Below are 12,076 nucleotides of genomic sequence, written 5' to 3'. Positions count from 1 at the left end.
TGATTATGCACTGCAATAGTCTGCGACTTGAGGAAAGTAGGAACCTTGGATCTATAGAACATAAACACAATTATTGGCCGTAAGATATTGGCTAAGACACGTTTTAGTGTGCTTTGGGCCTTGTTTTATAATTGTTTGCATTTTGCTTGCTATACCATTGCAACATTCTATCTTTTATTTCTTCTCCATTTGAATCTTGAAGAATTTCTGCATAAATCATTCTTTTGATATACAGGTAGTACTGAGCCAATAGACATAGTACTTCCTCGGTATAATCGTACCACGGCCCAGTCATCCCCCGTCCACTTGCTGCGCGGTAAGCAACCTTTCAATATTGCCGCTGAGGCTGCTGTGGTAACGGATATCACACTTTTACTGTAAGCTTTTCCCAAATTCTGCGCCAGAATCCCCTAGATTGCTTCACTGGTAATAGTAGTGCAGGAATTATTGCTTTTTCATTAACAGTGGTACTATCAGCACCTTTGAACTGCACTTTTTTAGCTAATCTGTCTCTGTCTCTGCCTGCAGCGATTTCTTCCGGCGACCATTGGCCTGACCATTTGATTCTCCCCCACTTTATCCAATAATGCGACTGGCACGGAAAGCTCCAGTTACCTATCGATGGAGTAATAGAAATTGACTCCCCATTATAAGTAAGCTTCCAATCTGTTGGAGTTAGCGGGGTGATAACCTTATTGCCGCAGCCACAGCAGCAATTATGGGCTGCTGTGGCGTAGGTCATTGACACATAGAGAATACCATCCTCCAACAATCTGGGGATGAACTCTACGAACTCATGTTTAAGGTCAGCGTTCTTCATGCTCGCTGGTCCTCGTTCTGTAAGATGTTGCCATCAATGGTGTAGGTGCTATGGTGCTCCTTTTCGAGGTCCAAATAAAAACCAGCCAGCTTCTTCCACTTTATAACTGCCAACGAAGCATTGAGCGCGTTTAGGTCAGCGATCTGAATATTTTGCTGGTATTCATTGGCCCCGTCTCCATCTCCAAAGGAGATGCGTTGCTTTCCATGCACATGCTCTCGCTGCAGGGAGGTACTAGCCGTTACCCGAACAATTCCTCCCAAAGAGTTGGACTTTTCGTGTAGGTAAACCCCCATTCCCACGTCGATAAAAGGAATAGCAAATCCTTCCAGCGCTTCAACCAACGACCTTTTTGCGCTGCCCTTATCGAGGCAGAGGAAAACGAAGTCCATACCTCGAAGCTGTTCCACATTGCTGGTGTCTATATAGCCATCGTGAGGAAATATGAAGCGGTGCATGTTGTCGTATAAATCTGCGAAGTAGTTGACCTTTGGTGGCTTTGTTCTAAGCACATCAGCAGAAGGAGCGCCTGGAGAACGGAAGGCATTGTGTTGGGAAAACACATCTCCGTCAAAAAGATGGATTTCCTTAACTGGCGTCTTCGCTACAAGGTCTAGCACATACGTTCCCGTACCACCTAACCCAACGATAGCCACTTTGCCCATAGCCAGCTTATCGGTGACAACTGAAATCCGCGCCCTGGTGGAGGCGGTATCGACGTAGCGGAATACCGATTCATCGGCTATGGGCTCGATCACCGGGAAAGTTTTGGCCGTTACGGAAGGGGCAAGCGACTCCGCAGCACCCGAAACGATGGCAGCATAGGTTGTTACCAGCTGATAATAGTCCGGGTAACCAGCTTCAAGCGGAAACGGCTTGCTTGAAAAAGTATGATCCACCAATACCCCAGCAGCCAGGGGCTGCTGGGGTTGGCTACCAATCACCAGTTTAGTCAAGGGGCTACCGTCCTTATTGCAAGGGTGTTCTCCTTCAAAGTATGCCACATGATTGCTCGGCTTAGTAGTGATGTCGCCCGCTAATGATAGCGGGCACACCAGTGTACCATACTTGACTACACGACTATTATTGACATATGGAATGCTCTTAACGAGTAAAAAACCTGTTTTTACTTCCACATCATACCCCTCATTGCGAAGTCGCAGGAGGTCGGGGCTACGATTTATCAGTTGCTGTACCATTGAAAATCATTCCGTCTTTAACTTTGATTAAATCGCCTTCCACCATGCTGCCTTCGGGCTTATTACCGTGGCCTTTCCGGTATGTCAGCGTGTAACTCACATTAGGACCGGTTGCCAATTCGGCCAGCCCAATGATTTCTCGGAACGTCATTTCCTCCTTCGCTACTACATGCTGAGTTCCGTTTACGATAATGGTGATGTCTTTACGCCCATTGTTGCCTTCGCCAGGATTACCATTGCCAGGGTTATTCTCAGAATTGACGTTTCCTAATCCAGCGTTGCCACCATTGACATTGCCGGGAATATTGTTTTTTGTTTCGGACTCTTTATTCGAGCCTTTATTAATATTTTCCATATGAATTATGATTATTATCAGGTGTGTGAAAGTAATGGGCGCAGTCCGGCGTAATCCATGTGAAAAACGGATATGCAGTTCTACTTGCTATTCAAAGCAAAGCCCATTCTAACCAGAAGATGAATTAGCCTTTTGAGGACTCAGGGTCGTTGCCGTAGCTGTTTTTCTCCCTAATCTGGCCGTTGCGTCCATGAATTAGTAACTCACTACCTCGATTTATAGCCATCTGGCGGCCGATGGTAGCTGCTGCAGCTTGGGTAGGAACAATGGTGGCCGCGCGCTCCGCGTTAGCAGTCTTGACTGCCCAGCCATTAGGTCGAGGTGTGATGTGGATGTTTTTTCCCACTGTATTATCTGTTTAACAAGGTTTTGCACTTATCGGAAGGGCACACCGAGCCAGACAACTGCCCACGAAGTTGTTGCGTACAAAAAAGTAGCTAAATTCGCGGACTGAATTGTCCTTGAAGAAGCAGTGTTACGAATGGCAAATTCTAGTAACACCGGACAGGCAGCAAGGCGCGAGGGTCCAATTCGTACTTGCTAGCAACTGATTTCTGTAGGCCAGCCGCCACGTCCCGTGGTGGCTGGTTCTTTTTATGGTGGTGTCATCAGGTCGGGCTGAGTAATTAGAGGTGAAAGGAAAAAGGCCTTTTTAAACCGTAAACAACTTAAGCTTCGCCACTGTCCGATTCATTGCGCAACTGCACAGGCACCTGATTGCGAAGCTGAATGTTGTTATGTTGGAAGTTGCTGGCCGTTAAGTGACGCGTCACCGAACTGTACACATCGTATTGCTGACGCGGGTCACGGATAGTAATGGCTATGCAAAACTCTTGGCTTAGCTCTTCACCAGTCTGAGCTGCCGCGCTTTCAGCTGCTTGTGCAAAAAGACCTTCAAGCTTGAGAAACCACTTCTTGGGGGCAATCAGCCCTACCTTTTTGCTCTTCAGTAGTTCGTCCAAGTTGATGGCAAACTTTTTCACTGGATGGTACTTGCCCTCGTACTTGCGGAGCTGTCGCTCGCGGGTAAAGGGTGAGGAAAGGTATTTGCTACCCTTGAGTTTCCCATAAGAATCGGGCAGCAAGAGGTTGTGGCCATTCTCCTTCTGATACGGATTCAGCGGCCGTTTGCGCTTGGATGTTGAAGGAATGATCCGATCATAAGTACCCAGCGAGACTTTTAGGTCTGACTGACAGTATTCAGCGCCTTGTGTGCCATCCAACCGGGTAGCTCCTACCAATGTCAGAATTACCTCTCCGTAGTAGTGCCCATTGTCAATCAGTTCTTCAGGAAAAGGGAAGTCCCACATTTCCAGATAGCCACCTCTAATCAGCTTGTCCCGCAAAATAATGGTTATCTCGTGCTGGTTGGTGTGAAGAATCTGCTCAACACTTCCGGGCCGGCCGTATCCAAGTTCTTTGAGGCGGGTAATGGGATCAAGTGTGAGCGCAGGTGGGTAACTGGCCGAGTGCACCACTAGTGTTTTGAGCAGCAGCGGATCAAAACCATCTGCCAAGCGTTGGTTAATACCGCCGAGCAGCGCTGTGATGCGGGGTGTGGAAAAACTAGTGCCGGCAAGCTGTACAATGCCGCCAGCCAGAGAAAAGGCATTCACGCCTGTATACGACGACTTTTGCCCATTACGCGGCGCCCCAGAATTGCCGCCGTAATGGGCAATATCGGGTTTGGCCAAATTGTTTGGGCCGAAGCCGGAGCGGGAAAAGGGCGATGGCCAGTCTTCGTTAACATCATCATCCGGGCCCTGATAGTGAGCCATGCTTGCTACCACTAAGCTCCGTACCGAATCAGCGGCCCGGGCAATGCGGGCTTTGGGCAAGAATTGCTCAAAGTTTCTGCAGTTACCTGCAGATTTACTAATCAGTACTTTATTCAGATCCTGGATAGAGTCTAGTGCCTTGCCAAAGTCTGAAAAGTCCTGCTCAGGGCAAGATGCCTCGCCGCCGCCGGAAAGATTCCAAATTTTGACGTCTGGAAATCGCGCAATTGCCTCTTTTATCCTGTTAATGAGCTCGCCCTCTGTTAAAGCCTTGCCGCGACGGGGAAAAACGGTAGCATCAAGTAATTTGTAGGCGCCGTGTCCCACCCAACTTTTCCCCTGCAGCTCATCCCCGTATAGCACAATGCTCGCCACGCTAGTACCATGGCTTCGGTCTAAGTCTTCGGGAGCTACGGCCACGTAGCTGCGCGGATCTATCCATTCCCGCAGGTGGTCAATGGGTTCAATACCCGAATCCAATATTCCGATGGTGGGATAATCCTGGCCCGGCACAGGGACTTTGACGGAAATTTCTGCCGCCGCATCAGCCTCATCCAGCCCCACTCCATAAACCGGTGTGGGGGTTATAGAGAGCAACGCTTCGAACCCCTGCACTGCCTGCAACGCATCCAAGGTGGTCGGCTGTAATTCATAAACAGTCAACTCCGATGTGTACTTAATTTTTAAAAACATTACCTCTTGCTGGCGCAGGGTGGCTTCGAAAGAGGCTTCAATACGCTCGTCCAAGTGCCGCTGCTGGAAACAAATCAGCTTTGCTTTCAGCACGGTTCCTGCAAGGTCCTGCGGCAACTCAATCATTGGTTCAAAGGGAGCCAGCTCGTTAATCGCAGACATCCCCAATTGGAAATCCTGGGGTCGAGCAACGTTACGTGTAATGAATTCCAAATGCTGCGGTGAGTCAACCCGCACCAGTAACTCGGACGGCTGCACAGAACCTATAAAGTTGTACTCTGACTTGTCTCGCTTAAACAACTCGCCTACGGCCGCACGCGGCTTTTTGGAGAGTGCCTGTGACCGCAGTGCCACCTTCATTACCACTGGGATAAATGCTTTATCCATAGGACGGTTAGCAAAGTCCGTCGCCGTTTCGGCCAAGGCCTGTTGAAACACTTCGCTCTTTGCCGCTAGCTCCGCCGGACCTTGTATCCATTTGGGCAGTTGCTTGCTACCCATGCCTTCGGTGGCACGCTGGTCGTACTGCCCGCGCTTGTAAAAAATCTTGATAGGTAGGTTCTGGTCCGGCATTTTGTTGGAATTAGGCATTGTGGGCTAAATAATTGCGAACCTGACGCAACGAGATGTCGCAGATGTCTGCGATGAGCTTCTGGTTAACATCGTAGCTGCTTAAGAACTTAATCAGTTCTTTAAAGGAAGTACTATTATGGTTCTTGAAATGATAGTACTGCAATAGCACGTCGGCATACATGACCTTTTGCCGCTTTGCCATGATGTTGTGCGCAATGGCGTTCTGGCAAATGGACTTGATGTCAGCCGCACTGCTGCCAGCCATCAATTGCACTATATTATCCCACTTTCGGGCGTCCTGAGTGAAATCAACGTAGGCGCGGCTTAGGTATAGGGCGAGCAACTGACGGATTTCTTCCGCATCGGGCTTGCCAACCTCTACAATGGTATCGAAGCGCCGCCAGATGGCTTTGTCTAGTAGATCCTGGTGGTTAGTAGCTGCGATTATGATGCCTGTTTTCACAAACTCGTCCATGTTCTGCAGCAAGCTGTTGACCACCCGCTTCAGTTCGCCTAACTCATGCTGGTCGTCGCGAGCCTTTGCAATGGCGTCAAACTCGTCGAGAAAAAGGATGCATGGTTGGCGATTAGCGAAATCGAAGATTTGCCGAATGTTTTTTGATGTATTGCCTAACAGTGAAGATACAAGTGAATCAAGCCGTGCTACCACCAGAGGTAGTTCCAAACGCTGGGCGATGTAATGGGCCAAGGTAGTCTTGCCGCAACCAGGTGGGCCATACAGGAGCAGCGAGGACGTGAGTGTAATTCCTGCATCCTGCAACTCATTGCGGTGTGCCAAACGTCCAACAAAAACATCTAGCTTGCTCTTCAGGGTATCAGAGAAGATAAATGGAATTTCAGCCTGAGCTCCTGGCAGGATGAAGTCCGCAATGCTTAGACGAGTCTCTTGGTCAACAGGGGGAGTTATTACCTGATCCAGGTAAACGAGTGGGCTGCGCTTGCCTTCGAGAAGGCGCATGATGCGGTCAGCAGACTTGCTGTCACCATCTTTTTCATAGTTCTGAGCCAGCAGCTTCGCATAGCTGGCTACTTTTTGAGGGTCCTTAGAGAGGCCCCCTTCAATTACTTTGAGCAGTTCCGCGTACATTATGGCCTTTAAATACTGTAAGTGAGATTATGTACGCAAACAAACAAAATGTGATTCATAATTCCTAAAAATCGTACTCAAAAAATCAATTTTCGTGTTTAACTTTTGAATTACCGTAATTGAAAGTAGCTATTTACGAATCCATGCGGCTTTATTGTATTACTACGGTTCCTGTGGAAAGCTTCGCCCATATTCTAAATAAATCCGTTAGGGGCCGCAGGGGATAAATACTAATACTTAGCACCTTTCTCTCTACTACAAAAAGCCCTAGTGCCGTTGCTCCCTCTGCTGAGCCTAGTACTATTGAACATGCCCTACCTACAGGCACTGGCTCGGGATTGCTCCCGGATGGCCGCCACTATACCGTCCCTGATGGCATGACAATAAGTGAAACTTACCGCTGATCTCGTTTATAGCCCCTCTGATGATCGAAGGCCGCTTCACCGGCAAGAATACCCAGCCCGCAACATCATGCCAACTCTCCTTCTCATTTAATATAAATGTTTTCGGCTGCTAAGCTCTGGTGTGTTCATCTTCGGATTACCTATCCTTTGCCTGTTATGTAAAAAAGGAAGCCATTTTAAGGAGAGTTCCTGCAGATACTTGAATTCGTCTTAACGATATGGCTAGGATGTATCCGATCTACTCATACCGTGGTTAAATATTTTAAGATTTTTACCCTATTTATACCCTTTTACCTATGATTTTTTAAACTTATGACTGTTTATATAGGAATAGTTTAACTCCTAGGTGAGTCTAAGCTATCCTGATTGGGTACATTGCCCAATACCCTGTCCTTTTTCAACCATCCTGACTAACCCATCTTTGTTTACTAATCTATCGAGACATGGAAGGGACGAACAAAAAGATAAAAACAGTGAAGGATTTCTCAATAAAGGTAAAGGCTGTTGCCGAGCTGTGCCGCTTGATCAAGCTAATCATAGAACTCCTCTTTGAGTGGATGGGAAAAGACTAAATTGGCTAACTGCATTAACCGGTACCTAATGAAGCGTTGCAAGGAAAGTAAGGCTTTTCTTACTCCTACGCGTCTTTGATATCAACATCGGTCAGGCGTACAGCATTAGTAGATAAACGGTAACTTGCTTGTAAAAAAACCTTTATGACAGCACAACGATCCTTGAATAGCTTGATGGAGGCGGCCCAAGAGATTGCCAAGTTACAGGGACAGATACAGGCATCGATGCCCCCGGCTATGGCTGAGGCACTTCGGGAGGCAGCCAACCACCAGGAGCGGATGCGTTCAGTGGGTGAGGCGCTCCGGAAAGCGGCGCTGCTGCATAGGGGAATGCCGGGGATCCCCTCCCTTAACCTAGCCTCCTTCTACTCCCCCCTAAGAATCGGGTCCCCCCTCTCCTTGGCCGCCAGTATCACAGGCCACTCCCCTTACCCTGCCTGGATGGCAAGCATAGGCGGGATAGTGAATGCCCTCAAGCCTGCGTTTCCTCCACAAGCCGGCCTCTCTTTCCTGGACTTTGATCTCTCCGGGCAAATAGAGGAAGACCTGGAGCAGGAGCGGATTCTCATCACTGAGACTGAGCGTGTAAGGTCCATCATCCGGAACATCTACCGGGACAACGAGTTCATATACTCCCTGGACCCCAGGAAATACGAGGTGGTGGTGGCGGAGCTCCTGCAGGCCAAGAACTTCCATGTCCAGCTCACCCAGCAGACCAGGGACGGGGGGTACGACATCATTGCCCTGCAGGAGATCGGCGGGTTCCCCATCAAGATGCTGGTGGAATGCAAGCGCTACCGCAGGGACCGGCCCGTCGGCGTGGAGTTCATCAGGAGCTTCATGGATGTGATCCATGAGGAGGATGCCAACAAGGGAGTCATCGTCACCACCTCGTATTTCTCGCCGGAGGCACACAAGAGAGAGGCGAAAGCACCCCATAGGCTGGAGCTCAAAGACAGGCCGGTACTCTTAGACTGGGTAAGTGAGTACCTGAGGCAAGGATAGCTGGGCAAAGCTTGGCTGCACTACAGGCGGAACAGCTCCAGTTGGCCTGCCTGGCAGTAGCGGCTGTTGAACTTTGGTTTGAGCACCCGGATGTAGTGCTTCTCCAGCCTGAGCACCGCCTCCTTGTCAGGGTGTTCCTGCATGTAAATCACCGAATCACTGCCGCATTTGTCCTTATGCTTGACGATCCGCCAGAAGATGTTACTGGTCTCTCCCACGTAGACGCATGCTCCTGCGGTAAAGATCAGGTACAGGAAGTAGGAGTTGTTATCCCTAATGTAGCGCAGGGCCTTGTACTTCTTTAGAACCTCTTCCCTATTGTATTTTGAAAATTGATCTAACAGCATTTTCATTATACATTGATTTATAGAGTAGTAGATCTTAGTTATCGAATGTTCAACAATTCTTTAATCTGAATCAAAAGTGAAAGAAGTATCAAAATGCCTTGTTTCCTTTGTTTCAGCCTCCATTACTCTCGAATTTTTTTCGTGAATATTCTTTTTACTAAAGTGAAGATAGTTTCAATCCGCTCCTATTCTTGCTTATATTCTATTAAAAAAAATGGGTTCTATTTAACCTATTTATATATAAGTTATTTAATATTATTTATAAGCCTATAACTCTCTAATAGCCATACGTTTGTGAACGTAAAAATGAAAGAAGTATCAAAACAAAGTGAAAAGAGTATCAACAATGCAGAATCTTAAATGAAGGAAGTATCAATCAAAAAGGAGGATTGTATCAAAGTTTTGATGAAAAATGAAAACTTATTTTCATTTTTTGGTTTGTTCCACTACCTTCGCTATTGAAAATAAGGTCAAATAGACGATTTAATATGAAATTTTGCTGTTTGGCCATGAGTTAAACTTGATAAGTAAAGAAGAATAAAGAATTTAAGCAAATAAATGCGTATTGCACCTATCGGAAAGGATACCTTTTTTGATACTTCTTTCACAATTACATCAGCTTATAAGGCTCCTTTTACCTACCTCAAAGTATGAAGCTTGTCTCTCAACCACCACATAAACAAGCGGCTCAGCATAATCTTTTGGTTCGGGTCCCTTTCAGGATGTCGATAATGGAGAGTAGAATTTTCACTCTTCTACTCTCGTACATTCATAAAGATGATAAAGACTTCAAGGAGATAAATATTCCCCTAGAAAGAATTTTAGGAGATAACCTATCGGGAAGGTCTTACAAACTAGTAAGAGAAGCTTGCAAATCATTGTTTGAGCGGAGTGTTAATATCCTTCCTGTTGATGCCCATAAAAATGATTTAGACGAGATCCATTTCTTTGATCGTATCAAACTTACTACTGGTAAAGGGATGGTTACTGCATGGTTCAGTAATCAGATAAAGCCCTATCTTCTAGATCTAAAAGGTGAGTTTACCATAAGTGAGATTGAAAAGCTCCTTTCACTGAGAAACGCTCATGCTCATAGAATGTATTGGTTTTTGAAATCAATTAGGAAAATGAGGTCAAAAACCATCGATGTTGAGGAACTTCGATTCATGCTTTTAGCAGATAAGAGCAAGTACCCTAAGTATGGCGAGTTCAACAAGCATGTGTTGAAACCAGCCTTGGATGAAATCGTTGAACTTGAAGATGATGACTTGAAATTCTCTTTGATAGAACTGAAAGAAGGTAAACAGGTAATAAAATTAAAGTTTAAGTTTAATGACCTTCCTGAAGAACCTGAACAATCTACTAAGCATATCCAAGCAGACCTATTTAATCAACCATCACAAAAAATTGAATATACTGGTACAGAGTTGAAAGCTTGGAATCTGATGATGAAGTATAAACTCGATGAAAAGCAGGGACGTTTTTTCTTAACTTTTTTGAAGGGTGAGGAAATAACTAAGGTTATTTACACTGAATATTCTTTGAAGAAAAGCATTGTAAAAAATCCTGCGGCACATATTTATGAAGCACTTCAAAAATTAGTGGAGATGAAGAAGAATAAATCTTTATAAATAAGACTTGCCAGGATAACTGCAGCTCCATACATTCATAATGTGTCGTATGGAGCTTTTTATTGTTGTTCTATAATTTCTTTTATTTCTAACATTACTTAAGTTGTTAGATATTCTTTCACTTATTACCTGCCTTTTAAATGTGTCAACATGGCTTAGGGTGCACTTATGATCGCTAGAAAATATAGATACTCTATATTTTCTAGCGATCATAAGTGCACTATATAATATCTATAATGTATTTATTTGATAGATCAACTATATATGTTTACTATTATTAATGTGTAATTAATTATAACATTGTTTTAAATGTTAGAAATGATATACTTAAAATCATTGCAACTAAGTATAAATGAGTTATATTTGATTGCATATCTAAAACATCTATGATAGTCCTTTCTATAATGAACAACAAAGGTGGAGTATCTAAAACAGTTACATCCATCAATGCCGCCGCATACCTCTCCAAAAAAAACAGAGTATTGCTAATTGACTTTGATGCACAAGCTAACAGTACTGGAGCAACCATTGAGTCTTCTGTTTCTCATGTAGGCGAATGGTTGACTGGTGAAAAGTCTTTTCAAGAAGTAGTGGTAAAGTATCAAAACCAGTTTGATGTATTGCCTTCGGGAAGACCTCTCCAAACTTATGCAAAGGCAATCGGTAGTGAAGATGATTATCAGTTTATTTTAAAGGAGCGGATAGAAGAGGATAAGTTGAATGAAAGATATGATTGCATAGTAATAGACAATGCGCCATCACTTACCACATTGGCCTATACTACTTTTATTGCTGCAACACATATACTAATTCCATCAACGGCAGAAGAATTTAGTATTGCTGGAATTCCAAATATCCTTCAAACTGTGGCAAATGTACAGAAGCGGTATAATCCAGGATTGAAGGTGGTAGGTATTTTTTTTAGCAAATATCATTCATCGTATCGTTCCAGAATAGATAATGATATGGTTGCTGGTACTAAAGAGGCCTACGGAGATTTGGTACTAAATACTACAATTAGAAATAATGTAGCAATAAAAGAAGCTATGGCATATAGAACGCCAGTGTTTGCATATGCACCAAATTCAGCAGGAGCTGAAGATTATGAAGCTTTGATGGAAGAAGTGATAACGAAGTTATAAGTTCTATAGTTATTAGTAATAATATCATTGTTAGAAATGATAGATAATTAAATATGGCAACAAAGGAAAAAAAGAACTTTAAAAGTTTAGCTGGTAGGATAGCCGCAAATACTAATTCATTTGATAATGAGATGTTGCAGGGTATAACACCTAAACTATCAGATGAATCAAAGCCGCAACACGACTCTGATTCATTTGATAGCAAAGAAGATGAGTTGAGGCCATTTGCAACTAGACTGCCTCAAAGTCTGATCTTGCAGCTACAACAGCACCAGTATTGGAATAGGGAATCAATTATGGACACTGTAATAAATGCTTTAAACCAGTATCTGCCACAGTTTCCAGATTCAACCAAGTTGCTGCCTGCTCCTGTATTAGCAAAGAAGCAGAACAGGAAAAAAAGAAAGTAATCACCTCAAGCAGTCTCTCAGGTAGGATGAAAGAAGAGA

The 12,076-nt window shown here is 44.8% G+C and carries 11 protein-coding genes; 4 read left to right on the top strand and 7 right to left on the bottom strand.

Annotation, left to right across the window (positions count from 1 at the left end; translation table 11 throughout):
- Window positions 1–364: 364 nt before the first annotated feature.
- The 6 genes from FOA19_RS23035 to FOA19_RS23010 form a co-directional block, all read right to left on the bottom strand.
- Entirely contained in the window at window positions 365–820 is a 456-nt protein-coding gene (locus FOA19_RS23035; RefSeq protein WP_149093237.1) for a DUF6527 family protein, read from the bottom strand.
- Window positions 817–2,019: a ThiF family adenylyltransferase gene (locus tag FOA19_RS23030; protein ID WP_149093236.1), complete on the bottom strand. Its 1,203-nt coding sequence runs from the start codon at window positions 2,017–2,019 to the stop codon at window positions 817–819. The genes FOA19_RS23035 and FOA19_RS23030 overlap by 4 nt, the downstream gene beginning before the upstream one ends.
- Entirely contained in the window at window positions 1,994–2,374 is a 381-nt protein-coding gene (locus tag FOA19_RS23025; protein WP_149093235.1) for a multiubiquitin domain-containing protein, read from the bottom strand. Before FOA19_RS23025 ends, FOA19_RS23030 begins: the two co-directional genes overlap by 26 nt.
- A gap of 124 nt (window positions 2,375–2,498) precedes the next feature.
- Complete coding sequence (locus FOA19_RS23020) at window positions 2,499–2,720, bottom strand: DUF2188 domain-containing protein (RefSeq protein ID WP_149093234.1); 222 nt, start codon at window positions 2,718–2,720, stop codon at window positions 2,499–2,501.
- Between the two features lie 322 nt (window positions 2,721–3,042).
- On the bottom strand, window positions 3,043–5,418 hold the full coding sequence (locus FOA19_RS23015) for a S8 family peptidase (protein ID WP_223809032.1): 2,376 nt from the start codon (window positions 5,416–5,418) through the stop codon (window positions 3,043–3,045).
- Between the two features lie 10 nt (window positions 5,419–5,428).
- The gene (locus tag FOA19_RS23010) at window positions 5,429–6,526 is read right to left on the bottom strand and encodes an AAA family ATPase (RefSeq protein ID WP_149093232.1); all 1,098 of its coding nucleotides are present in this window, start codon (window positions 6,524–6,526) and stop codon (window positions 5,429–5,431) included.
- 1,375 nt (window positions 6,527–7,901) lie between these two features.
- On the opposite strand from FOA19_RS23010, the gene FOA19_RS23005 reads away from it, so the two are divergent.
- Window positions 7,902–8,507: a restriction endonuclease gene (locus FOA19_RS23005; RefSeq protein ID WP_190300528.1), complete on the top strand. Its 606-nt coding sequence runs from the start codon at window positions 7,902–7,904 to the stop codon at window positions 8,505–8,507.
- A gap of 20 nt (window positions 8,508–8,527) precedes the next feature.
- Here the strand turns inward: FOA19_RS23005 and FOA19_RS23000 are convergent, their stop codons facing one another.
- A complete protein-coding gene (locus tag FOA19_RS23000) occupies window positions 8,528–8,860 on the bottom strand; it encodes a GIY-YIG nuclease family protein (RefSeq protein WP_149093230.1) in 333 nt (110 codons plus the stop codon).
- A gap of 644 nt (window positions 8,861–9,504) precedes the next feature.
- Here FOA19_RS23000 and FOA19_RS22995 point away from each other — a divergent pair.
- The 3 genes from FOA19_RS22995 to FOA19_RS22985 all read left to right on the top strand — a co-directional run bounded on the left by FOA19_RS22995 (window position 9,505) and on the right by FOA19_RS22985 (window position 12,037).
- Window positions 9,505–10,485 carry a replication initiation protein gene (locus FOA19_RS22995; RefSeq protein ID WP_149093229.1) on the top strand — a complete coding sequence of 327 codons (981 nt, stop codon included), beginning with the start codon at window positions 9,505–9,507 and terminating at the stop codon, window positions 10,483–10,485.
- A gap of 386 nt (window positions 10,486–10,871) precedes the next feature.
- A complete protein-coding gene (locus tag FOA19_RS22990) occupies window positions 10,872–11,627 on the top strand; it encodes a ParA family protein (protein ID WP_149093228.1) in 756 nt (251 codons plus the stop codon).
- A 53-nt stretch (window positions 11,628–11,680) separates the two neighbouring features.
- The gene (locus FOA19_RS22985; protein WP_149093227.1) at window positions 11,681–12,037 is read left to right on the top strand and encodes a hypothetical protein; all 357 of its coding nucleotides are present in this window, start codon (window positions 11,681–11,683) and stop codon (window positions 12,035–12,037) included.
- Window positions 12,038–12,076 lie beyond the last annotated feature (39 nt).

Source organism: Rufibacter hautae (genome assembly GCF_008271695.1).
Classification (GTDB): domain Bacteria; phylum Bacteroidota; class Bacteroidia; order Cytophagales; family Hymenobacteraceae; genus Nibribacter; species Nibribacter hautae.
This window is presented reverse-complemented; position numbering and strand designations above follow the sequence as displayed.

Coding starts and splice junctions, on each gene's coding strand:
- FOA19_RS23035 (WP_149093237.1), bottom strand. CDS start 820: ATGAAGAACGCTGACCTTAAACATGAGTTCGTAGAGTTCATCCCCAGA.
- FOA19_RS23030 (WP_149093236.1), bottom strand. CDS start 2,019: ATGGTACAGCAACTGATAAATCGTAGCCCCGACCTCCTGCGACTTCGC.
- FOA19_RS23025 (WP_149093235.1), bottom strand. CDS start 2,374: ATGGAAAATATTAATAAAGGCTCGAATAAAGAGTCCGAAACAAAAAAC.
- FOA19_RS23015 (WP_223809032.1), bottom strand. CDS start 5,418: ATGCCGGACCAGAACCTACCTATCAAGATTTTTTACAAGCGCGGGCAG.
- FOA19_RS23010 (WP_149093232.1), bottom strand. CDS start 6,526: ATGTACGCGGAACTGCTCAAAGTAATTGAAGGGGGCCTCTCTAAGGAC.
- FOA19_RS23000 (WP_149093230.1), bottom strand. CDS start 8,860: ATGAAAATGCTGTTAGATCAATTTTCAAAATACAATAGGGAAGAGGTT.
- FOA19_RS22995 (WP_149093229.1), top strand. CDS start 9,505: ATGAAGCTTGTCTCTCAACCACCACATAAACAAGCGGCTCAGCATAAT.
- FOA19_RS22990 (WP_149093228.1), top strand. CDS start 10,872: ATGATAGTCCTTTCTATAATGAACAACAAAGGTGGAGTATCTAAAACA.
- FOA19_RS22985 (WP_149093227.1), top strand. CDS start 11,681: ATGGCAACAAAGGAAAAAAAGAACTTTAAAAGTTTAGCTGGTAGGATA.